Below are 24,107 nucleotides of genomic sequence, written 5' to 3'. Positions count from 1 at the left end.
ATAATGGCGGATAAGGTAATTGAAAACAATCAGGTAACGGTAATTGGGGAAATAGTATCAGGCTTTGTATTTAGCCATGAGGTATTTGGCGAAGGCTTTTATATGCTTGATATCCTTGTAAAGAGGCTAAGTGATTCTTCAGATGTAATACCTCTTATGATTTCTGAAAGACTATTGGATGTGACTCAGGATTATCGTGGAAAAAACATTTGTGTACAAGGACAGTTTCGATCCTATAACAGACATGAGGAAAAGAAGAACAGATTAGTATTATCAGTATTTGCAAGAGAGATTGAGTTTGTTGAAGAAGTAGATGACAATGTGAAAACAAATCAAATCTTTTTAGATGGATATATTTGTAAAGCTCCTGTTTATCGAAAGACACCTCTGGGGAGAGAGATTGCTGACCTATTGATTGCTGTGAATAGGCCTTATGGAAAATCCGATTATATTCCTTGTATCTGCTGGGGCAGAAATGCAAGATTTGCTTCCTCCTTTGAAATTGGCGGGCATGCTCAGGTATGGGGAAGAATACAGAGTCGGGAATATACAAAGAAAATTGATGAAGCCAATTCAGAAAAGAGAGTTGCATACGAAATATCTGTTAGTAAACTAGAATATGTAAAAAATTAATAAGTTGTATATGGTTACTTTTATAAATTCGTAACTATTCAGTGAATAGAAATTGATAACTATCAATTTTTATCACCTTTTACACAATTGATTTAATTGAATGCGTCAATAAAAGGGTGAAAACTGAATAGTCACGATTTTATTTTACTGTTTTGTTAAGAAAAATGTAATAGTTTGATGAAAAGTATTAAAATTATAAATTTAGTGAAAAATTTTGTTTCTATTTTTTGGGGTTTGGTGTATAATGTTAATATTGTAACTAAATCATCATCAATTCTGATATAAAAATCCAACCAAAACAATTACAAAAATATGAATTGAATATATTGGGGGTACAGTATGAGTAAAAACTCAAAAGAAGGAGATTCTATGAGAGAAAAATATGAATCATTGTCAGTAGTTGCATTAAGAGATGTAGCAAAGGCAAGAGGGATCAAAAACATTTCAACGATGAAAAAAAGTGAATTAGTTGATGCGATGCTAAGAGAAGATGAAAAAGAAGCAACACAGCAAAGCGTGACAACAGAAGAAACAGAAGTTAAGACAGAAAGTACTAAAAAAGAAAGCAATAAGACAGAAAATAGTAAAGCGGAAAACAAATCCGAGACAAAGACGGCTGAAACAGAAATGGATAAGCTAGACAGTGGGATTTTAGCCAAGGGTATCTTAGAGGTACTTCCAGATGGATATGGTTTTATACGATGTGCAAACTATCTTCCAGGAGAAAATGATGTATATGTATCACCTTCTCAAATTAGGCGTTTCAGCTTAAAGACAGGCGATATCGTTGAGGGTAATACAAGGGTAAAAACTCAGGCAGAAAAATTCAGCGCATTATTATTTGTTAAATCTATCAATGGTTTTCATCCGTCAGAAGCTTCCAAACGTGGAAATTTTGAGGACATGACTCCAATTTTCCCAAATCAAAGATTAAAACTTGAGACAACTCCAAATGGAACTGCAATGAGAATAGTAGATTTGATATCACCTGTTGGTAAAGGACAAAGAGGTATGATTGTATCTCCGCCAAAGGCAGGTAAGACAACTTTATTAAAACAAGTTGCCAAATCAATACTTTCTAATAATAAAAATATGCATATGATTATTCTTTTGATTGATGAACGTCCAGAAGAAGTTACTGATATCAAAGAATCAATCGAAGGAAAGAACGTAGAAGTAATTTATTCTACTTTTGATGAACTTCCTGAACACCATAAGAGAGTTTCTGAAATGGTACTAGAAAGAGCAAAAAGATTAGTGGAACATAAAAAAGATGTTGTAATCCTACTAGACAGTATTACAAGACTTGCAAGAGCATATAATCTAACGGTTCCGCCAAGTGGAAGAACATTATCAGGTGGTTTAGACCCAGCAGCGTTACATATGCCAAAACGTTTCTTTGGTGCGGCAAGAAATATGCGAGAAGGTGGAAGTCTTACCATTCTTGCAACAGCATTAGTGGATACAGGAAGTAAGATGGATGATGTAGTTTACGAAGAATTCAAGGGTACAGGTAATATGGAACTTGTATTAGACCGTAAGCTTTCTGAAAAGAGAGTCTTTCCAGCAATTGATATTCCAAAATCAGGAACAAGACGCGAAGACCTTCTTCTTAATAAGGAAGAACAGGAAGCAGTTTATATTATGAGACGAGCTTTAAATGGCATGCGCTCAGATGATGCGGTTGAAAAAATTCTTGATTTATTTGTAAAAACACAGAATAATGATGAATTTGTGCAAATGGTAAAGAAAACAAAATTAAATTAAAAGTGCTTGCAATGGCTTATAACATATGTTACAATGAATAAGCTGTTTATGAGAAATGAGATCGACTGTGTCGGTTTTTATATGATTATTTATAAAGAGGTGAAATCAATGAGAGAAGGAATACATCCAGAATATAATCAGGCAGAAGTTACATGTAACTGTGGTAACACTTTTGTAACTGGTTCAACTAAGAAGGACATTCACGTTGAAATTTGTTCAAAATGTCATCCATTCTATACAGGCCAGCAGAAAGCTGCTGCAGCTCGTGGACGTATTGATAAGTTCAATCGTAAGTATGGTATGAACGAAAGCAAATAGTATTTGAGCAGGTAAGGTTGGGGTTGATGAATCTCAGCCTTTTTTGTATCATATTAAGTTGTAAAGCATTTCATTCTTATACAAATCCCTACACAAAGTGCAAGGTAAAGGAGGATTAAATGAAACCATCTGGAATTGGCGGTCAGGCTGTTATGGAAGGCGTTATGATGAAGAATGCCGACAAGTATGCAGTTGCGGTTAGAAAAGCAGATCAAACAATAGAAGTATCAACAAATGAATTTCAAAGTATTATAAAAAATAAAAATATATCTAAAATACCAATTGTAAGAGGTGTATTTAACTTTATCGATTCAATGGTACTGGGTATGAAGTCTCTTACTTTTTCTGCTAGCTTTTTTGAAGAGGAAGAAGTTAAGCCAAGTAAAGCGGATAAACTAATTGAAAAGATATTCAAGGATAAAGCGGAAAAGTTTGTAATGAGCCTTACGGTATGTTTTTCTATTGTAATTGCTGTGGCTTTATTTATGTTATTACCTTATTATATATCAAGTTTGTTTAAGAACATGTTCTTATCAGATATGGCAATTGCTGCCATAGAAGGTGTATTGCGTCTTGTAATCTTTATGGGATATATCTTTCTTATTTCTTTTATGAAGGATATACAAAGGGTATTTATGTATCATGGAGCAGAGCATAAATGTATTAATTGTATTGAACACGGACTTGAATTAAATGTAGAGAATGTAAGAAAGAGTTCAAAGCAACATAAACGTTGTGGAACTAGTTTTTTATTAATCGTTATTGTTATTAGTATTATTTTCTTTCTATTTATTCGTGTCGATTCACCTGTTCTAAGAGTTCTGGTAAGAATATTATTGATTCCTGTAATTGCAGGTGTGTCCTATGAGTTTATTAGGCTTGCAGGTAGAAGTGAAAATAAAATAATAGAGGTATTAAGTAAACCAGGATTATGGCTTCAGAATTTAACAACAAGAGAGCCAGATGATGATATGATAGAGGTTGCGATTGCTTCCGTAGAAGCAGTATTTGACTGGAGAGCTTATATCGAAGATGATACGAAAGAGAAAAACGCCCAACCAATTACCGAATAGATAGGAGCCTAAGATGACTTTACAAGAAGCCTTGGAATATGGAAAAAAATATTTAGAATCCAGACATATCTTAGACAGTCATATAGACGCTTGGTATCTACTGGAGTATGTGATCAAAGCGGATCGAAGCTATTTTTTCTTACATCAAAAAGAGCAGATGGAACCAGAAAAGGAACAACTTTATATAACATACCTAAAGCAAAGAGGAGAACATATTCCGCTTCAGCATATTACGAAACAACAAGAGTTTATGGGACTGACCTTTTGTGTAAATGAACATGTTTTAATTCCAAGACAAGATACAGAAATCTTAGTAGAAGAGGTATTAAAGCGTGTGAGAAAAGATATGACGATTCTTGACATGTGTACGGGTTCAGGCTGCATTATTATAAGTTTAAAACATGAGAAACCTAGCATTCAAGCATTTGCAAGTGATATATCAGAAAAGGCACTTGCAGTTGCAAGACAAAATGCCAAGAATTTGGACGCACCAGTTACCTTTATACAAAGTGATTTGTTTCAAGAAATTAATGATACATTTGACATAATTGTTTCGAATCCTCCCTATATTAAAACTGCAGTAGTAGATAGCTTAATGGCGGAGGTAAAAGAACATGAACCGCTTATTGCGCTAGATGGCAGTGTAGACGGCCTGTTCTTCTATAAAGAAATCATAAGTAAAGCTAAGAGGCATTTAAATGCAAGGGGATTTCTATGTTTTGAAATTGGCTTCGATCAGGGTGAGGATGTCTCTTCCTTAATGAAAGAGTCCGGATTCCATAATGTAGTAGTAATAAAAGATTTGGCTGGACTTGACCGAGTCGTGATTGGAAACACTTAGCGAAGCAAGTGGTTGTGATAGAAGAATGGAATTTGAATTTACCCGTCATAGTACGGCTGGATTATAATAGATTAGTTAATGTCATGGAGGAATAAAGATGTTTGATAGATTAGAAGATCTGCTGATTCGTTATGAAGAAATTATGAGTGAACTGAATGAGCCTAATGTAGCGGAGGATCAAAAACGCTTTCGTAAGCTAATGAAGGAACAAAGTGATTTGACTCCGATTGTGGAGGCATATAAAGAATATAAAGCCGCAAAACAAAGTGTGGAAGATAGCTTGCTTATGTTAGAGGAAGAAAGTGATGAAGAAATGCGAGAGCTAGCCAAAGAAGAATTAAATGATTCTAAGGCTCGCATTGAAGAATTAGAGCAAGAGCTTAAGATTCTCTTATTACCAAAAGACCCTAATGATGAGAAGAACGTTATTGTTGAAATACGTGCAGGAGCAGGTGGAGATGAAGCGGCATTATTTGCGGCAGAGGTGTATCGTCTTTATGTAAGATTTGCAGAACGAAACCGTTGGAAGACGGAAATGATGAGTTTGAATGAAAATGGAATTGGTGGTTTTAAAGAAGTAATCTTTATGATCAATGGACAGGGTGCTTATTCTAAATTAAAATACGAAAGTGGCGTTCATCGTGTACAACGTGTACCAGAAACCGAATCTGGCGGTCGTATCCATACTTCTACCATTACGGTAGCCATTATGCCAGAAGCAGAGGAAGTGGATTTTGAACTGAACATGAATGATTGTAAGTTTGATGTATTCCGAGCATCAGGAAATGGTGGACAGTGCGTTAATACAACGGATTCCGCAGTTCGTTTGACACATATTCCAACTGGTATCGTAATCTCTTGCCAGGATGAAAAGTCACAGTTAAAGAATAAGGATAAAGCATTAAAGGTGCTTCGTTCCAGACTCTATGAATTAGAGCTTCAAAAGAAAAATGATGCAGAGGCAGAAGCAAGAAGAAGTCAGGTAGGAACAGGAGATCGTTCAGAAAAGATTAGAACGTATAACTTTCCACAAGGACGTCTAACAGATCATAGAATCAAATTAACACTTCACAGATTAGATGCTGTTATGGATGGAGATTTGTATGAAGTAATCGATAGTTTGATAGCGGCGGATCAGGCAGCGAAGTTGGCTAACTTGAATGAGGAAGCGTAAAGCATGTGTAGTTATAAAATAAGATAAACATGATTGAAAATCGTTCTACAGCGGTAAAGGTAGAACGATTTTTTCTATTTCTTATAGTTGTGCCTTCACAAGAACTACGTTACTATTATTATAGGATTTGATGAATTGACTTGATAAAATAATATGTTAATATAAAAATGATAAAAGTAAATTATAATTAGTTTTTATCATTGAGGGCTGTTATATAAAATTATATGGAGGGTACATGGAAAATTATTTTAACGTTAAGAAAAACCTCAAAATAGTTTTATTTTTGGGGTCATTTGCTTTTGGATTTTTATCATTTATTTTGCCTATCTATTCAAAGAATATTGGTGGGAGTGGAGTATCGATAGGAGGTCTATTTTCTGTTTTTAGCATTATATCATTACTATTAAGGCCAATAATAGGAAGAGCGATAGACAAGTATGGAAGAAAATGTTTTTTTGTGTCTTCATTTATATTTTACGCTATTTCTATGATTTTATTTTCATATTCAACTAATATACTATTACTATATTTAAGCAGGTTAATTCAAGCTATAGGAGCTTCAATGATGTGGATTACATCATATTCTATAGCGGCAGATATTGCTGATAATGAAAATAAAGGTAAAACAATTGGACAAGTAGATGGGGCAAGCTCAAAAGGGGCATTATGTGGAGCAATTATAGGTTTTATTATTTTAAGTAATTTTTCTATACTAGAAGGATGGAGTATTTTATTTAAAGGGTATGCTATATTAGCTTTATTAGCAGCGTATATTGCATATAAAAAAATACCTGAAACTTCGGTCAAACAAAATGAAAGGACAATTATTCAAAATAAAAATAATTATAATATCTATTTTTACAAATTATTAAGCATAGTATTTATAACATCTTTATCAACATCAATGTTAAGTCCAGTATTAATGATTTACTTACAAGATAGGTTTACTAGTAATATTTTTGTATTAGGATTGGCATTTACTCCAGCTGCTTATGTATATGCATTTTTACCCTCAAAACTAGGAGGTATTAGTGATAAGGTAGGAAGAGTTATTCCAATGGTTGTAGGATTATTATGCGCTGGAATAATATCATTAGGATTCTCTCGATGCAATGATATTAGATTATTAGTTATATTATGGGTATTGGAATCTATAGGACTAGTCTTGGCATCTCCAGCAGAAGAAGCGTTAGTGGCGGACATAGTAGATGAGAAAACACGTGGTTCTGCTTATGGTACATACTTTTTTGTGTCCAGTTTAGGTGCAATTATTGGGCCGTTATTAGGAGGATGGTTATATGATGGTTATGGTCATCATATTCCGTTTTATGTAAATGCTATCTTGTTGTTTCTTAATAGCGTAATGACTATTGTTTTATTGGGGAAAAAATATAAGTTATAAGATTTAAGGAATTACACATAATAGTATCAAAAGATAAGCATGGACGGAGGAAAGATGAAAAATAAACAGAGAAGATTATGTATCAATGCAATCTTAGTACTTATCAGTGTTCTACTTCTTACTGCGTGCAATAAGGAGTCAAAGAACCAAGCAACAAATGAAGATAGAACAAAAGAAACGCAAACGCAGTCTACAGATGATTCAAAGGAAGAGATAAAAAAGAAATCTTCGAAGGAAAATAGATACGTTCCAGACAAAGAAACCGTGCTACGTATGCGAGAGATAGCATTAGAGGGTATGACAACAGAGCAGAGAAAAAGCTTAACTGACCTAGTAAAAACATCAAACATGGATTTAGAAAATAGTATTTTTTACAATGATTTGTGGAAACGCTTATCCGATCCAAAAGACCTCATATGGAATTATGTGGACAAAGTTGGAGAGATTCAAATAGGTTGGGCATTTGAGCCTACTGAAGTTTCACAAGAAGAGTCTGGGCTTACGAAAGAAGAGTACGAGCAAACATATGGAAAACCAGTAATGGTTGAGAATGAGAAAAATGCAGATAGTTATATCGAATTAATTGATGAATTGAGTTTAACTATCAATAATGAGGATTTAAAAGCAGACCTTTTTACAATTAAAGATTCTTTAACAAAGGTAAAAGAAAACCATGATGTAAATGAAATTGTAAAAATTTATAAGTTATTGCATGATATGGATTATTTTTTGCTTCGTTATGGAATTGAAGATGTAGGTAAAGATGTGAGAGATCAAAGTACAATTAGCAAATACTATGGAGTGCTAAGGATATATGAATCTGCGCAAAATACCAACACTAATTCTAAGTAATAGAAAATAGCAAGGGCAGAACCAGCTTTGTGTGGTTCCTGTCCTTTTTGTAATTAAAGTCTACAACAAAAAGATGAAATGACTTAAGAAAAACGTAAGTGGACATGAAACGGTATTGATAATACTATTATGTAAATAAGGAATCAACAAGAATCAAACAGGATAAATTGGGAGGAGTTAATATGTATAAAAAAGGTATGGTTATTTTTTGTGTGGTACTCATGCTGATGGGGTGTAAAGCTGCAAATCAAGCCGAGGAGAGTGTATCTTTGGAAAGTTCAATTGCAATCAGTAAAGATGATTTTTTAGAAGAAATGAAAGAAATGTTTGAACAAAGTGATAATACTTTTTCTTATGAAGATGCAAATAAAAGTATTTTAGAAGGGGAAAGAGTAAATATAACCTTAAATGATAGTGAAAACATGCAAGTATATATTTACGAATCATCCGATAAGGCAATTGAAGATGCTAAGCGAATAAGTTTGGATGGATTTTCTTATACAAAGTCAGAGGGAGATGAGGGCATGACAACTACGATTGATTGGATTGACAACCCTCATTTTTATAAGATTCAAAATATTATGATTCTATACTTAGGTAATGATGAAACTATATTAGACATACTTTCAGATAGCTTTGGAGAACAAATTGCAGGCTCCTAAAGGTATTTAATGGATTAGAAAGGGATGTGTCGTATGCGAGTATTAATTATTGAAGATGACAAAGAATTATGTGATACAATGGCTTATCATTTAAGACAAGAAGGATATGAGGCAGATACTTGCTATCGGGGAGATGAAGCGGATTACTATTTTAGACAAGGTATCTATGACGTGATTATTTTAGACCGTATGCTTCCGCAAGTAGATGGATTGACATTAGTGGAACATGCACGAGGTTTAGGTATTGTAGTACCTGTTATTATGGTAACAGCACTGAATGGAATTAATGATAGAATCGATGGTTTAGATGCAGGAGCGGATGATTATTTGATTAAACCATTTGCTATGGAGGAATTATTAGCAAGAATTCGTGCGCTGCTAAGGCGACCGGCAAGAATAACAGAGGTAGAAAAGATTACGCTTGGAAGCCTTGTGTTAGATGTGCAGTTACATACACTTACGAATCAAGAAAATCAAGTTTCCTTATCAAAGAAGGAAGCGCTGCTTTTGGAGTTCTTTATGAGAAATAAAAATCAAATTTTATCTCGCAGTCAAATACTTTCAAAGGTTTGGGGAATGGATCATTTTGTAGAAGAAGGAAATGTGGATAATTATATTTATTTTGTTCGAAGAAGGTTAGCTTCAGTGAAATGCAATGTTAAAATCAAGACGATTCACGGCGTGGGATATCGTATGGAAATGGAGTAAAAGTTATGTTTAATACATTACGAAAGCAATTGACGCTTTTATACACCATTACAACGGGAATTATTTTGACTGTAGTAATAGGAACTATCTTTATAAGTTTTCAAAGAGAAGCAGCCGCAAACAATCTAGAAACTTTTCAAAATAATTTATACGCAATTGAAACAAAACTTCAAACGGATTCCTTGATTAAATATGTCTGGCTGGCTGAATATGAAAATAATAACAATTTACTCATACATATTGAAGACAATGGAAAGCCAATTGATTATGAAGGATACGGATATCAGAGCGGACTTCGAAACGACTTGGTGGAATTGGTAAAAGAGCGCGCTATGGAAGATGGGATTAATTCTTCCATGCCTCCCATTACATCAAATAAAGTAATGAGCGATATCTATAAAATTAAATGGAATAACAAAAATTACTTGGGAGCTGTTGATTTAATAAAAGAAAAAAAGGGTTATAGAAGCGTGATACTTTTGCAATATTTTCCCATGGAATTTAGCCGTATCCGTAGCAGAATGGTTATATTTATTATGTATGGACTTGGCGTAGTTGCATTGTATGTAGTAAGTTGGAAGTTTGTTGGCAAGTCTTTAAAACCTGTGGAGGAAAACAGAAAACGACAAACCGAATTTATCGCAGCAGCATCACATGAATTAAAGGCTCCTTTAGCAGTGCTTCAAACAAGTGCTTCTGCATTAAAATATGGAGATAATCAAGCAATCTTTATCAAAAATATTGAAAATGAGTGTGTGAGGATGTCCAATCTAATCGAAGATATGCTTTTACTTGCATCTACTGATGCAAAGAATTGGTCCCTGCATCAGTGTATCATCGATGCAGATACGTTAGTGCTTGAAACTTATGAGCGTATGGAGGCCTTATGCAGAGAACAAGGATATCGATTGGTGGTAGACCTTCCAACAAAGCCCCTACCTAAGATGGAGGGAGATAAAGAGAGGCTTACACAGGTGCTTTCTATATTAATAAACAATTCTTTGGCTTATGCAAATGCAAAAGAGAGAAAAGAAATACGACTACGCGCCTATGAAAAAAGAAATTATATATATATTCAAGTAATTGATTATGGGATCGGAATCAAAGAAGAAATAAAAGCAAACATATTTGAACGATTTTATCGAGGAGATGAAGCAAGAAATGAAAAAAGTCATTTTGGACTTGGACTTAGTATTGCAAAAGAAATCATAGAATTACATGGTGGTATTATAAAATGTGAAGACACCGAAGAAAATGGCTCCACATTTACCATTAAATTAAAAAGATTCATTTAAAAAGTTTTTGGAGTAGTCCAAAAACTTTTTTACTTTATAGGAAAGTTCTCCTTCGGAGAACTCTTGATATGAAAAGGGCCCGCATGGAGGCGGGCACAACAAGTAAACGATAGGTTTTAGAAGATATAGAAACCTTCAGCTCCCGGGAAGTCTTCGTCAAACGCATCGTCTTCATTTAAGAAGTAATCCATATCAAGCAAATCATCCTCACTCATGTGGCGGATGTCATCAGCGGTCATGCCTTCGGGTGGATTCTGTATATACTTGTTTCTGATTTCATCTGAACATTTTGACATAGTGTTTTCCTCCGTTTTATATATTTTATCACAGACGGAGGTGGTATGTATATATTTCATGCAGAAGAGAAAGTTGGGAGTCTTCCCATTGCCCTTTCATACATTTTGTCCAGAGAAATATGCTGATGTTTATGATAAAGCTCAAGAAAAAGCATTGTCTCGCCACAGCATGGACATTTGAGAGGATCATAACCAAAAGAGGATAAAGTGCAATTGCGCCAGCGATTGAATGAAAGAATAACCTTATGTTTTTCTTTTGATATGGCAAGAGATAGCTTTTTATCACTCTCACGTGTTCTTGCATAAAGACCATAGTAGCGGATTTGTTTGAAGTGTTTTTCAGGAATGTGCATGCTTAGTCGTTCAATGAATTCCATAACAGGAATGGTTTCAACGACAAGTTTGTCATCCTCATGACGATTGTAGTGAAAAGTTACATTTTCACCGTCGTAATCGTCGATACGAGAAGTGGCAATAACAGGACGACCAAGATAACGGCCTATGTATTTAGTAACAACTTTAGGATTACACTTATTAGGTTTTGCATAGACATAGAATCCTTCTTTATGTTCGTGGTAGCATTTAGCCTTGACCAGTATAAAAGATGGCCCAAGCTTTTTCTCCATTAAGTTAAGGAGGGCTGTGCGAAAGGCGTTGCGAAGGAATGTGTAATTAAAGTGAGTTTTGGGACGCCAAATACCAGAGTTACCAATGCCACCTTCGGACAGAAGACAATGAATATGAGGATTCCATTTCAAGTCTCTACCAAAAGTGTGGAGAACAAGAATGAATCCAGGCGTGAATTTTTCGGCTTTATTGTCTTTGTGAAATAAGCGAAAGACAACACTTTGAACAGCTTCAAAAAGAAGATTAAGAAGTTTTCTATCTTCAAGAAAGTAATGTCTAAGTTCAGAATCAATGGTAAAAACACAGTGACGGTGCTGAGCATTGATTATCTTAAAAGACATAGAGGTAGTGCGGTCAATGGAATACTTAGTTCCACAGGTAGGACAGAAGCGACTGTGACAACGGAAAGGAACAAATTTAAGGGTACCACATTTGCCGCAACCATACATTGCACCACCAAAAGAAGGGTCACCGCAGTTAATCATACGATTAACATTTTCAATGACCGACTTGCGAGGGTGTAAAGTATAAATCATTCTTTCATAGTTATCTTTAAATATATCCTGAAGTATGTTGCTCATAAGATTATTATGAAGGATTTGTAGCAAAAAGAAAACCCCCTAAATCCCCTCAAGATTGAGGGGGAGGGGAGTTGAGAGTGTCGAAGACACTTTTTTAGAGATTATTTAGAGAATTGTTTATTATGATAAAGAAAAATCTAGGAGGAAGTAAAGTGAAGCGAAAAAAAATGATATCCATCTTTTTGATGATGGTGTGCATTCTTATAACCCTATCAGGATGTAAAAGTAAAGCAGTTTCTAGTGAAGCAGAAAATAATTTGAGTGGAAAGAATGAGTCAGGTGCACTTGGACGTTACGTAGAATCTGATTTTACACTACCAAAGGAGTGTGAAGGAGAAAACCTGACCGCAGTCGTGAAAGGAATAACAGGAGGTTTAGAAATCTATACTTATTCAGTGGAGGAAGCTTCCTATTATTGTTATACACAAAAGGAAGATGGAAATTTTGAGCGAACAAAGCAGACATGGATATTACAAGAGGGATCTGATGGGAATTTCGTACAGTTAGAGAATATTTTTTATGGAGAAGACAATGAACTCTATGCGTATTATACGGTTTATGGAGAAGGATGGTCTGGCTCTATGATAGTTAAAGTGGATTCAAGTAGAGAAAGCGCGCAAAAAATTGAGTTGCCTATTTTAGAAGAAAAGGCAAAGGAAAGAGAAGGCTATATAAGGTATAACAGCATTGCAAGCGCCCGTGTATTAAAAAATGGCTACTATGTAATTAGTGAAGATATGTTAGGAAGCATATATATCTTGGATTCATCAGGAGCGGAAATAACAAGATTAAATACCTATGGCGATGCTTCATCCGATCATTTTATAGCACCATTTACAGTATTTGAAAATAAAGTGATTACCATCAATGAAACGGGAGATAAGGTAATAGTATATAATGCTGAAGAACAAAAAATAGAAAGAGAAATAGAAACAGAAGGCTATTCAGCAGATAGCATATTGGCTGCAACAAGTGATGGAACAATTTATATTTGTGGAGAGGATGGAATTAGTAAGCTTTCACCAGAGGGGACATTGTGGGAAAATATAGTGGACGGCTCCTTGAGTTCTTTAAATACTCCAAGCGTATATTTAAATAACTTTTTCACAGGTAGCATAGAAAATGATAAAGTGATTTTTTATTGTTTTGTTCACGATAGTGGTGACGGAAGTGGAAACAACAAGATTCTTCAATTTATATATGACAGTACGATTCCAAGTGTTCCAACAAAGCAATTGACAATTTATTCGTTAAAAGAAAATAATACTGTACGTCAGGCGATTACTCAATATCAAAAAGAAAATACGGATGTGAAGGTAACGTATAACGTAGCCATACAAGATGAGGGCAGTGCGACGGTAGATGATTATATTAAGGCGTTAAACACAGAATTACTGGCAGGTAAAGGAGCTGATCTTCTAATTTTAGATGGATTGCCAAAAGACTCCTATATTGAAAAAGGTGTACTTGTTGATATGAGTAAACTAATTACAACGCAGCTTGAAAACGAAACACTCAGTAAATCCATGCTACAAAAATATTTGCAGGATAAAATTTACTGTATTCCAACAAGATTTGAAGCACCTTTTGTATTTGGTAATGAAGAAGCAGTTAAAGCTGCCCAGTCATTAAAGACATTAAGAGAATATTCAGAAAAGCAAACGGATGAACGAGTGACCACTGCATTAACAGCAAGTGCAATGACAAAGTATTTACTAAGTTTTTATTATCCTGAAATTGTTTCAGATGAAGGAGTCATAAAAGAGGAAGCATTGGGTGATTTACTTTTACAAGTGAAACAAACAATGGAACACGCAAGTGAAGGTGAGATTGATTTAGCTCAACAGCAGGAGTTAGATGATAGGAGAAGCATGAATAATAGTATTATTATGAATAGTTCTGCGTACCTATCCATTGATAAAATTAAACTTGGAATGGGTAATTTACAAGATGCGGTTGGTATGATGATTCCTTTTGAAATAATTGATAAAAAGCAATATAGCTATGATACAAGGATGAATACCTTTACGCCATTAGGTATGGTAGGAATCAATAGTGCGAGCGATAATATAGAATTAGCGGAAGGCTTTATAGAGTTGATGCTTTCTGAAAAAATACAATCTGTAAACCTTTACGATGGCTTTCCAGTGAATCAAAAGTCACTACAGACTTGGATGGAAGAAGAACGTAATGACATAATGGTTGGAGGAAGCCTAGAAACAAGTGACGGTTCGATTGATTTGGAAGCAGAATGGCCAGAAAAAGAACAAAGAGCTAATTTTTATCAAATGCTACTTTCACTAAATACCCCAATTGAAACCGATGATATTTTAATAAATAAAGTTGTAGAAGAAGCAAGCAAGTTTTATGATGGTACCGCCTCAAAAGATGAAACCGTCCACAATATCTTATCAGGAATTAGTACGTATTTGGCAGAATAACGGGTAAGGGATGAGAGTAGTGAAGCAATATAAAAAAGAGATTTCAAAGAGAAAAAGAAAAGAGGAGAGACGGGCATATTTATTTTTAATGCCCAGTCTCCTTGGAGTTGGAGTATTTGTATTACTACCTTTTTTAGATGCGATATATCGCTCTATGAAAGATACGATGGGAAAGAACTTTGTAGGAATAAAAAATTACAGCACTGTAATACAAAACGAAGCCTTTTTATTGGCGGGAAAAAATACGGGACGATTTCTCTTGGTTTGTATTCCCTTGTTATTAGTCACCTCCCTTGCTCTATCGGTAGTGATATATGGACAAAAAAAATACCAAGGTTTTTTTAAGACTACGTTTCTTATTCCCATGGCCATTCCTGTTGCAGCGGTTGTTTTATTATGGAAAATTATTTTTCATAAGAACGGATTAATTAATGCATTCCTTACATTGACAGGAAACAAATCGATTTTGTGGATGAACTCAGGATATGCCTTTGGTGTTTTGGTTTTTAGCTACATATGGAAAAACATGGGGTATAATATGGTGTTATGGCTGGCTGGGTTGTCGGGCATTTCAGGAACGCTTTATGAAGCAGCCTCTTTAGATGGAGCCAAACGATATCAAAAGTTTCGATATATTACCTTCCCACTTTTATTGCCTAGCGTTTTTATGATAAGTGTATTATCGTTGGTAAATTCCTTTAAGGTTTTTCGAGAAGCATATTTGATTGCTGGCAATTATCCAGATAAAAGTATCTACATGATACAGCATTTGTTTAACAATTGGTTTGTGAATCTGGAAATTTCTAAAATGTGTGCAGCAGCAGTATTGTTTGTGATTATAATTATGGGGTTTGTAGGAATGATTCACAAGATAACAAGTAAAGGAGATCAAGAGGGTGGGTATTAAACGATTTATTTCCTTTTTTTTATTAGGAATTTTAGGATTGATAGTATGGATACCAATCCTAATGATTGTTCTAGGATCATTTTTAGGAAAAGGAGAGATTATAGAGTGCTTTGGAGGTATTTTTTTAGATGAGACAAAGCTAGCAGTATGGCATGTAATACCACAATACCCAACGCTATGGCCTTATGTGAATCTTTTGCTTGATTCCCCAGAATTTTTTGTGATGTTTTGGAATTCTTGTAAGCAGGTGTTTCCAAGTATATTTGGGCAATTACTAATTGCATTACCAGCGGCATGGAGCTTTTCCAGGTTTGAGTTTCGCGGCAAAAAGCTATTGTTCTATCTTTATATTGTATTAATGATAATGCCGTTTCAAGTGACGATGGTATCAAGCTATCTTGTATTGGAACGTTTGAATTTGCTCGATCGTCATGTCGCAATTATTATACCAAATCTATTTGCAACGTTTCCTGTTTTTATATTAGTGAAATTTTTTCGAGCTATTCCTATGGAATTGATTGAGGCTGCGCAAATAGATGGAGCTTCAGAAGGATTGATTTTTAGAAAGATTGGACTACCAAATGCATCAGCAGGAATTATCTCGGTAGTAACGTTGGGATTTATTGAATATTGGAATGCCCTAGAGCAGCCACTTACATTTTTAAAAAGCAAGTCGTTATGGCCATTGTCTTTATATTTACCAGAGATGTCTGTATCTAATCTTTCAGTCTCTTTTGTAGCCTCAGTCATTATGTTGATTCCAGCTTGCTTGATCTTTCTTTTTGGCCAACAATACTTAGAGGAAGGAATCGTTGCATCAGGGCTGAAGCAATAATCGGAGGATTTTATGAAGTTAGGAAAATATATTATGAAATGGAAAGAATGTATCAAAAAGCAATGGAACAAAACATCGAAAGAAGAAGGAGATTCTTATCGAAAAACGATGAAACATATTCTTTTGTTATTTTTTATTGCAATGTTTGGATTTTCTTTTTTGTCACGAGCAGCGGATTCGATTTTAGTTGCCAAAGTCAGTGTAAAAAAGCCTCAAAGTTATAAACTAAATTTTAAGTTAAATGGTACTGGAACGATAAAGGAAAAAGAGACGACAAAGATTAAAATCTTGCAAGGTCTTAGAGTTGATGAGGTCTTTGTTTTAGTTGGTACAAAAATAAAAGAAGGTGATCTGCTTTTTTCTTATGATATGAAGGAGTTACAAAGTTTATATGAAACTAAAAAAGCAGCAATTGATAAAAATAAAATTGAACAGGATAAACTTTCCTTAAATGATAGTCAAAGCGCACTAAAAAGCGCGGAGCTTGCCAAGAAATATGCGCAGCAAGGCATTGAGGAGGCAGAAGAAAATTTAGAAGCAGCAAAACAAAGCATAGATGATGAAATGGAAGAAGCCTATCAGAAAGCAAAGGATGCGTATGAGAAGTTAAAAAGCGAAAGAGATAACGATATTAGCAGTGCTAAGGAAGTATTGAAAAAGGCGCAAAAAGAATTAAAAGATCTTGAAAATAAAAAAAATAGTGTCAAAGTTGAGGAAAATTTAGAAAACAAAAATACTAAAGATACTGTAGATGCTGCATCAATTGATCAGCAAATAGAGGCTGCAAAACAAGCAGTTGAGGCGGCTCAAGAAGATTTGGATTCTAGAAAGGAAAAGTGGAATGAATCAATAGAGTCGGCAAAAAATTTGCAAAAAGAAGCAAAGGAAAGCTGGGAAGCAGTGCAAAATGGAACCTATGATTACACATTAGGATTAAGCAATGCAAACAGTGCGTTGACACAGGCACAAAAATCTATGGAAGAAGCACAACTAGCAGTGGAATCTGCAATAGAGAATAAGGAAAAAGAAAAAGAATCTACAAGTTTGACTTTGAAAAGTATTCAATTAGATATTGATTTGGCTAGCAAAGAAGTGGAAGAATTAAAGTCATTGCTGGACGGGGAAGGAAAAGTATATGCACTAGAAGAGGGAACACTTGTTTTAATGGATATAGAAGCGGGCGCTGTTACGACAGGGACTGAGAAGATATCTTGTGCGGTTAACGGAGTGGTTTTAGAGGCTAGTTTAGATAAAAATCAAAAAGAAAAGTTGGCAATTGGTGATGCAGTTCAAGTTCGTATTGGAGATGATAAAGAGAGTATAAAAGCAGAGATTTCCTCTATAGAAATGAAAGAAACGAATGGAGCATTTATATGTGAGATGAATTTGCCAGAAGGAGATTATACAATCGGAGGAGAAGTTTCCTTTGAATGGAGCAAAGATTCTGCTCAATATGATAAATGTATTCCCATACGTGCTCTAAGAGAGGATGGAATGGGGCAGACATATGTATTGAGTGTAAGTCAAAAGGAAGGAATTCTAGGAAATGAGCTTTCGGCGTCTCGACTTGATGTAACTGTGATTGACAAAGATACTTCAACGGCAGCAGTAGAAGGGGCAATTACCTATGAAGATCAAATAATCATTGGAAGTAACAAGGAAATCGCACAAGGAGATAGAATTCGGGTAGTGGAAGATGAATAAAAAGAACATTTCTTTATTTTTTTTAATTGCTTTAGTTGTGTTAACCTGGGGTGGTTGTATCTATCTACAACGATATGCAGTAAAAAACTATGATGGAATAAGTCTGCGATTAGAAGGCGTTGGGGTAAAACAAGGGGAGTTAGAAGCTGCGTTAAAGCAAGAACAAAGTAAAAATGCAGATAAGTCTTGGCGAATCACCGCTTGGAATAGAGGGCCAAGAATCACAATTCATAACAATAAATTAAATACTACAACAAAAACAAGAATCATAACGGTATTTGGGGAGATGGCAAAGGTATGTCCGTTTCAGATTAAGTCTGGCAGTTTTTGCTACGAGAAAGATACTTTGGGATGCGTAATTGATGAGAAAACGGCATATGATTTGTTTCGAGATAAAAATGTAGTTGGAAACACCATTACTTATGAATCAAAACAGTATGTAATTCGAGGAATAGTAAAAAGTAAAGAGCAATTAGTAATCATAATCAATAATGATGAAAAAACAAGCTTTACAAATCTGGAAATGAAATTGGAGGATGGTACGGGAGTAGCTGCAATTAATTTTCTAAATGATTATCAATTGACATCAGATTATATCACTGTATTGGAAGGTAGTTTTTATGTAAGGCTACTTTACAATACAGCTATTTTTCCAGCTGTTTATATATGGATTTATTTGGTTGTTTTTTTTCTAAAAAAAGCATATACAAAACGAAATATTTTATTGCAGTGCTTTGTTTATACCTTGGTCACAGTTCTCATAAGCTATGTTTTTTTCAAAACTACAAGGCTTTATTTTCCTGATAGATGGATTCCAACCAGATGGTCTGATTTTAGTTTTTGGAGTCGAATTGCAAAGGAGTGGAGAGTGAAATGGACGGATTTCTCCTATTTAATCCCTCTTCAAAAAGATACAATACTAAGAAACACCATACTTTTATGTAATGTAATGTCGATTGTAACTACACTAGAAATTGCATTGTTATTAAAACAGTGGAAAAATGATAATTAAATCTAGGTACAAAGAGGGAAGACATGTTGCCCACTCAATTTTATTTGGCATTATGTCTCCCTTCTTTGTATTGCTAAATTAAAATAGAGTTTTTCATAATCCTTAAAAAATCCTTAGTATTTTTTTCAATGTCTCCTTGAAAAACAGCAGAACCTGCAACAATAATGTTAGCTCCAGCCTCGATTACTGTACTGACGTTATCTAACGTAATCCCACCATCCACTTGTATATCCGTTGAAAGTCCGCAATCATTCATTAAATTTCTAAGCTCAGTAATTTTTCTCGTGGAACTATCAATATATTTTTGTCCTCCAAAACCTGGATTAACAGTCATGATTAATACCATATCTACTTGATCAAGTATGTAGTCCAATACATTTAAGGGAGTTGATGGATTCAATGCAATTCCTGCTTTGACTCCTGAAGCTTTAATCTGCGAAATAGCTCTAGAAACATGAGTGGTAGCCTCGGCGTGAATAGTAATAGAATCGCCACCACAAGCAATAAAGTCATCGATATAACGCTCGGGTTCTTCTACCATTAAGTGAACATCAAACACACAATTGCTGATACTTCTTATAGACTCTATGACAGGCATACCAAAAGAAATACTAGGAACAAACCTTCCGTCCATAACATCTAAATGCACATAAGAAGCTCCAGATTTCTGAATTTTTTCTAATCCATTTCCTAAATTTTTAAAATCTGCAGCTAAAATAGAAGGTGCTAATGCAAACATATTCTTATCTCCTTAATCTAATTTTGATATAAGAATTTGATTTTAGTATGAAGTAACCATTTTGTTACATAATAAGTGTAATCATATCATAATTCATGACAAGAAAGTAATATAAGTGTTTTCTTGCTTAGCGCTTATAATTTAAAATAGCTTGAATTTTCTTTTTTGTCAATCGAATTTTTAAATTAGATAAAAGAAAAAACATCATACGTCTTAAACACTCTACATGTATAAAGGTATGATGTATATGTTGTCAGAGATGTAATATATATCTAAAAAACAAGGTGATAATACATGAAAAATAGAAAAAAAGACGAAAAACGACAAAATACGACTTGACAAACATCATACCATAGACTAATATAAACGTATAATATCTTTAGCGCTAAAGAATTTGATTTTAGAATGAGTTTATTGTGCAAAACGTACAATGTTGAAAATGGAAGGGGGATGTATGATGCCTCAAAGGAAGGAAATAGAAGTTAACAAAACAGATTTATTGCCTGGTAAGACGGCACAAAACATCAAGCAAATGATAATTGTTCAAAAAATGAAACCCGGAGATAGACTTCCATCTGAGCCGGAATTAATGGAGATGTTTGGGGTCAGCAGGTCAACACTTCGTGAGGCAATGAAATATTTAAGAGCTGAAAATGTAATTGTTATTAAAAGAGGAAATGGAACATTTGTTAGCGATGAAACAGGGGTAGGAGAAGACCCTCTTGGTTTGAATTTTACAAACCAACATCGATTAGTTAAGAATTTACTGGAAGCGCGATTGCTATTCGAACCACAGATTGCAGAATTAGCGGTGCAACGTGCGACCGAGGAGAACATTAGGTATTTGGGTGAGATTATTCATAAGATGAAGGAGACAAAGGTAAATGATGATTTGGCCGCAGAACTAGACGTACAATTTCATACAGCCATAGCAGAATGTACACAAAATGATGTTTTAATTCGTATTGTTCCAATTATTAATGAATCAATTCGTGTAGGACACAATGAAACAGCTTGTGTAATTGGAAGCTATGAAAGAGCCAAAGAATGTCATATCGGAATCTATGAAGCAATCATTAGAAAAAACTATATGGAAGCAAAATATTTTGCAGAACGCCATGTATGGGAAACTTTAAAAGACATTAAAGAAATGGGGAAAAACGATGAGAAAAAGGATAATGGCATTACTAATGGCAGTAGTCATGCTAATCAGTTTGACAGCTTGCTCCACTGGGGATTCGAAGACAAGTAGTAATACTCAGGAAACAACAACCAATCAGTCGAATGAAGATACAAAAGATTCTGGAAATACAACGATTAACTTCAGATATTGGGCAGATAATACAGATTATTCTATTCTAATGCAAAGCATAATTAAGAAATTTAATGAGGAGAATGGAAAAGGTATTACCGTAGTTGGTGAAGAGACACCTTGGGATGGCGGTGCATATTCAGAGAATTTATTCAATGCCGCTATGGGTGGTGGTGGACCAGATTGTGCAACCTGGAAGCTGACTTCAACACCATTATTTATGAACAACAATTTGCTGGCTAATCTGTCACCATATTTAAAAGAATGGGACGGCTATTCAGATATTGATGAGAATATGTACAATGTAATGAAGGAAGCAAGTGGAACCGATGATGTTTATGTAATGCCTTGGAATGTACAGGTACTTTATGTATATTACCGCCCTTCTATTTTTGAAGCTGCTGGCGTAGAAGTACCGACTACATATGAAGAATTCTTAGAGGCAGTGAAAAAGTGTACGATGGATACAGATGGAGATGGTAAAACAGATGTATATGGATTTGGTATGCGTGGAGGCAAAGGTGGTCAAGAGCCTTGGGGAAGTTTCATACACGGAGAAGGTGGAAACTTTGAGGACTTAACCAGTGCTGATTCAGTAAAAGGAATGCAAGACTTTATTGATCTATATAAAAATGGATATGTACCACCAACAGCTACCAGCGATGGCTATAATGAAATCATTGCGAATTTTCAATCTGGATTAACTGCAATGACCATTCATCATACAGGATCATCGGCTAATATGGTAGAGGCACTTGGAGATGATGTTTCTGCATTCCCATTTCCTGCTGGCAAAGGACAATGGACTTCTATGGGAGATACAGAAACAGTTATCTTTGAAAGTTGTGAGAATAAAGAAGCAGCATTTGAGTGGTTAACCTATCTTGCGACAGGAGAAGGTCAAAAGATGTGGTGCGAAGGAACTGGAAATGTTCCAGTAAGTAAGACGGTTCAGGCAGGAGACTATTTTCAAAATGATCCTTTTATGAAAGCGTCTATTGCAGGACAATCTTATGCAGGTATATTACCAATATTAGATACGACTACAGAATGGGTTTCAAGTATTTGGCCTAATACAGTAGGAATGGCACTTGCAGGAAATCTGACGGCCGAAGAATGCATGGAGAAATTACAGAACGAACTTTATAAATAAAAAATAGAAAAACTTTTGGACTGCTTTATGGGGGCAGTCCAAACAAAAGGAGATTTGGAAATGGTAAAGAAGAAGACGATTTGGCCATATCTATTAGTTGCTCCAGCTCTATTAATCATTTTGTGTGTCGTATTTGTTCCAGTAGTAAATGCAATATTAATGAGTTTCCAAAGTTATGATTTGAGGAGACCAAATGATATACAATTTATTGGGTTACAAAATTACATAAATGTTTTTCAAGATAGTTTGTTTTGGAAAGCGTTAGCAAGGACAATATTGTGGGTCGTATTTGGAGTTGGTTTTCAATTTTTATTTGGTTTTATTATGGCACTGTTACTGAATAAGAAGTTTTTTGCCAGAGGGGCAATCAGGGCGGTCAGCCTAATTCCATGGGTGACACCTGGGGTTTTAATTGGTTTGATGTGGAGATGGATTTATGACGGAAATAATGGTGTATTAAATGACATTTTACTGCGCTTACATTTGATTGATACGAAAATTCCGTTCTTGGCTCAGATAAATACTGCTTTTCCAAGCGTTATTGTCGCAATTATATGGCAAGGAATACCATTTTTTGCCTTGATGATACTTGCTGGTTTACAAGGAATCCCGGCAGAACTTTATGAAGCAGCAGATATTGATGGAGCTTGCGCAAGTCAAAAGCTTTTTTCTATCACCATCCCTTCGATTAAAAATACAATCTATATAACAGCGTTACTTCGAATTATCTGGGTAGCCAATTCTGTAGATGTTATTTTTAATATGACAGAAGGAGGACCAGCATATTCAACACAGACGCTTAGTGTTTATATTTTTAACAAAGGTAATGCACTCGATCTTGGATATGCTTCCAGTATGGCAATTATTATGGCCTTATTACTTTCAATCGTAGCCATACCATACCTGGTCTCTACTTTTAAGAAGGAGGTCTAGAAATGAAGCAGAAATTTGAATTTAAAAAGGTGGCATCCTTGTATATTCCACTGTTGTTATTATTAGTATTTATCTTATTTCCGTTTTATTGGACCTTTGTTACGTCAATAAAATCAGAATCAGAATTATATGGAATGGTGGTTACTTACTGGCCAAAATCCTTAAGTTTGGAATCTTATAGAAAATTATTTACAACAACAGTTAACTTTGTAGATGCGATGAAAAACAGTCTGATTGTTGCCTTTATTACAACGATTGTTTCACTTGCAACGTCCACAGCGGCGGCATATGCATTTTCTAGATACCGTTTTGCAGGACGAAAGGTACTTATGTGTATGTTCCTTAGTAACAATATGTTCCCTACGGTATTGTTATTAATTCCGCTTTATTCCATCATGAGAAAGATGGGGCTTTTATATTCACCATGGGCACTTGTCTTGGCATACACAACTTTTACAATTCCATTTTCAGTATGGCTTTTAAATGGGTTTTTAAATGATCTTCCGATTACGCTTGAAGAGGCAGCATTAGTGGATGGATGTAATCGAGGCTCGGCATTTTTTCGCATTATATTGCCGATTCTTAGTCCGTGTCTGGTAGCAACAGGAGTGTATATCTTTATGACATCTTGGAATGAGTATACGTTTGCGGTGATGTTTACCAATACAAGTACGAGAACAATACCCGTTGCATTAAAAAGTTTAATAGGACAATTAGGAGTACAGTGGGATTTACTTACAGCAGGTGGAATTGTTACAATCATTCCGGTATGCATTATGTTCTTCTTCGCGCAAAAGCGCTTGGTAGAAGGACTAACAGCCGGAGCAGTGAAAGGTTAACTT

At 34.9% G+C, this 24,107-nt stretch carries 23 protein-coding genes; 20 read left to right on the top strand and 3 right to left on the bottom strand.

The genetic code is table 11. The features are described from left to right. Window positions 1–3 precede the first annotated feature (3 nt). From F7O84_RS11340 to F7O84_RS11290, 11 genes are all read left to right on the top strand, one after another. Window positions 4–633 carry a single-stranded DNA-binding protein gene (locus F7O84_RS11340; RefSeq protein WP_151145072.1) on the top strand — a complete coding sequence of 210 codons (630 nt, stop codon included), beginning with the start codon at window positions 4–6 and terminating at the stop codon, window positions 631–633. Between the two features lie 369 nt (window positions 634–1,002). Then, window positions 1,003–2,400 (top strand): transcription termination factor Rho, encoded by a 1,398-nt coding sequence (gene rho, locus F7O84_RS11335; protein WP_151146703.1) that lies wholly within the window; start codon window positions 1,003–1,005, stop codon window positions 2,398–2,400. A gap of 108 nt (window positions 2,401–2,508) precedes the next feature. Beyond that, window positions 2,509–2,718, top strand: a complete 210-nt coding sequence (gene rpmE / locus F7O84_RS11330; protein WP_151145070.1) for a 50S ribosomal protein L31 — start codon at window positions 2,509–2,511, stop codon at window positions 2,716–2,718. A 119-nt stretch (window positions 2,719–2,837) separates the two neighbouring features. After that, the gene (locus tag F7O84_RS11325) at window positions 2,838–3,791 is read left to right on the top strand and encodes a DUF1385 domain-containing protein (RefSeq protein ID WP_151145067.1); all 954 of its coding nucleotides are present in this window, start codon (window positions 2,838–2,840) and stop codon (window positions 3,789–3,791) included. A gap of 13 nt (window positions 3,792–3,804) precedes the next feature. Next, window positions 3,805–4,632, top strand: a complete 828-nt coding sequence (gene prmC, locus F7O84_RS11320) for a peptide chain release factor N(5)-glutamine methyltransferase (RefSeq protein ID WP_151145064.1) — start codon at window positions 3,805–3,807, stop codon at window positions 4,630–4,632. A 97-nt stretch (window positions 4,633–4,729) separates the two neighbouring features. Further along, complete coding sequence (gene prfA, locus F7O84_RS11315; RefSeq protein ID WP_151145061.1) at window positions 4,730–5,806, top strand: peptide chain release factor 1; 1,077 nt, start codon at window positions 4,730–4,732, stop codon at window positions 5,804–5,806. A 235-nt stretch (window positions 5,807–6,041) separates the two neighbouring features. Continuing rightward, entirely contained in the window at window positions 6,042–7,208 is a 1,167-nt protein-coding gene (locus tag F7O84_RS11310) for an MFS transporter (protein WP_151145058.1), read from the top strand. A gap of 54 nt (window positions 7,209–7,262) precedes the next feature. Continuing rightward, window positions 7,263–8,060: a hypothetical protein gene (locus F7O84_RS11305; protein WP_151145054.1), complete on the top strand. Its 798-nt coding sequence runs from the start codon at window positions 7,263–7,265 to the stop codon at window positions 8,058–8,060. Window positions 8,061–8,242: 182 nt separating this feature from the next. After that, window positions 8,243–8,722, top strand: coding sequence for a hypothetical protein (locus F7O84_RS11300; RefSeq protein WP_151145052.1), 480 nt, complete (start codon window positions 8,243–8,245; stop codon window positions 8,720–8,722). 33 nt (window positions 8,723–8,755) lie between these two features. After that, window positions 8,756–9,430, top strand: a complete 675-nt coding sequence (locus F7O84_RS11295; RefSeq protein WP_151145050.1) for a response regulator transcription factor — start codon at window positions 8,756–8,758, stop codon at window positions 9,428–9,430. Window positions 9,431–9,435: 5 nt separating this feature from the next. Continuing rightward, window positions 9,436–10,725, top strand: a complete 1,290-nt coding sequence (locus tag F7O84_RS11290; RefSeq protein WP_151145047.1) for a sensor histidine kinase — start codon at window positions 9,436–9,438, stop codon at window positions 10,723–10,725. A 116-nt stretch (window positions 10,726–10,841) separates the two neighbouring features. Here F7O84_RS11290 and F7O84_RS11285 read toward each other — a convergent pair whose 3' ends face one another. Together F7O84_RS11285 and F7O84_RS11280 are read right to left on the bottom strand one after the other, a co-directional pair. Further along, window positions 10,842–11,021 carry a hypothetical protein gene (locus F7O84_RS11285; protein ID WP_042679852.1) on the bottom strand — a complete coding sequence of 60 codons (180 nt, stop codon included), beginning with the start codon at window positions 11,019–11,021 and terminating at the stop codon, window positions 10,842–10,844. Window positions 11,022–11,077: 56 nt separating this feature from the next. Then, window positions 11,078–12,229 (bottom strand): IS91 family transposase, encoded by a 1,152-nt coding sequence (locus F7O84_RS11280; RefSeq protein ID WP_151144754.1) that lies wholly within the window; start codon window positions 12,227–12,229, stop codon window positions 11,078–11,080. A gap of 152 nt (window positions 12,230–12,381) precedes the next feature. Between F7O84_RS11280 and F7O84_RS11275 the strand changes: the two genes are divergently transcribed. Genes F7O84_RS11275 through F7O84_RS11255 form a run of 5 tightly spaced genes read left to right on the top strand, consistent with a single transcriptional unit; the run spans window position 12,382 to window position 19,128 of the window. Continuing rightward, a complete protein-coding gene (locus F7O84_RS11275; protein WP_192451728.1) occupies window positions 12,382–14,670 on the top strand; it encodes an ABC transporter substrate-binding protein in 2,289 nt (762 codons plus the stop codon). A 10-nt stretch (window positions 14,671–14,680) separates the two neighbouring features. Further along, window positions 14,681–15,577 carry a carbohydrate ABC transporter permease gene (locus tag F7O84_RS11270; protein WP_151145042.1) on the top strand — a complete coding sequence of 299 codons (897 nt, stop codon included), beginning with the start codon at window positions 14,681–14,683 and terminating at the stop codon, window positions 15,575–15,577. Further along, window positions 15,573–16,412 carry a carbohydrate ABC transporter permease gene (locus F7O84_RS11265; protein WP_243140898.1) on the top strand — a complete coding sequence of 280 codons (840 nt, stop codon included), beginning with the start codon at window positions 15,573–15,575 and terminating at the stop codon, window positions 16,410–16,412. Before F7O84_RS11270 ends, F7O84_RS11265 begins: the two co-directional genes overlap by 5 nt. A gap of 12 nt (window positions 16,413–16,424) precedes the next feature. Beyond that, the gene (locus tag F7O84_RS11260) at window positions 16,425–18,116 is read left to right on the top strand and encodes a hypothetical protein (RefSeq protein WP_151145040.1); all 1,692 of its coding nucleotides are present in this window, start codon (window positions 16,425–16,427) and stop codon (window positions 18,114–18,116) included. Next, window positions 18,109–19,128 (top strand): ABC transporter permease, encoded by a 1,020-nt coding sequence (locus F7O84_RS11255; protein ID WP_151145038.1) that lies wholly within the window; start codon window positions 18,109–18,111, stop codon window positions 19,126–19,128. The genes F7O84_RS11260 and F7O84_RS11255 overlap by 8 nt, the downstream gene beginning before the upstream one ends. A 73-nt stretch (window positions 19,129–19,201) precedes the next feature. Here F7O84_RS11255 and rpe read toward each other — a convergent pair whose 3' ends face one another. Next, window positions 19,202–19,867 carry a ribulose-phosphate 3-epimerase gene (gene rpe / locus F7O84_RS11250; protein ID WP_151145036.1) on the bottom strand — a complete coding sequence of 222 codons (666 nt, stop codon included), beginning with the start codon at window positions 19,865–19,867 and terminating at the stop codon, window positions 19,202–19,204. Window positions 19,868–20,324: 457 nt separating this feature from the next. On the opposite strand from rpe, the gene F7O84_RS11245 reads away from it, so the two are divergent. From F7O84_RS11245 to F7O84_RS11230, 4 genes are read left to right on the top strand one after another with little or no spacing between them, the layout of a single operon-like run. Beyond that, window positions 20,325–21,119, top strand: coding sequence for a FadR/GntR family transcriptional regulator (locus F7O84_RS11245; RefSeq protein ID WP_151145033.1), 795 nt, complete (start codon window positions 20,325–20,327; stop codon window positions 21,117–21,119). Then, window positions 21,031–22,332 carry an ABC transporter substrate-binding protein gene (locus F7O84_RS11240; protein ID WP_151145031.1) on the top strand — a complete coding sequence of 434 codons (1,302 nt, stop codon included), beginning with the start codon at window positions 21,031–21,033 and terminating at the stop codon, window positions 22,330–22,332. The genes F7O84_RS11245 and F7O84_RS11240 overlap by 89 nt, the downstream gene beginning before the upstream one ends. Before the next feature lie 60 nt (window positions 22,333–22,392). Then, window positions 22,393–23,265, top strand: coding sequence for a carbohydrate ABC transporter permease (locus F7O84_RS11235; protein ID WP_151145029.1), 873 nt, complete (start codon window positions 22,393–22,395; stop codon window positions 23,263–23,265). Window positions 23,266–23,267: 2 nt separating this feature from the next. Further along, entirely contained in the window at window positions 23,268–24,104 is an 837-nt protein-coding gene (locus tag F7O84_RS11230) for a carbohydrate ABC transporter permease (RefSeq protein ID WP_151145027.1), read from the top strand. The last annotated feature ends 3 nt before the right edge of the window (window positions 24,105–24,107 follow it).

This window comes from Candidatus Galacturonatibacter soehngenii (assembly GCF_008830185.1).
In the GTDB taxonomy this organism is placed as follows: Bacteria; Bacillota; Clostridia; order Lachnospirales; family Lachnospiraceae; genus Lachnotalea; species Lachnotalea soehngenii.
Note: the sequence above shows the minus strand (reverse complement) of the source record. Positions and strands in the feature narration are given on the sequence as shown.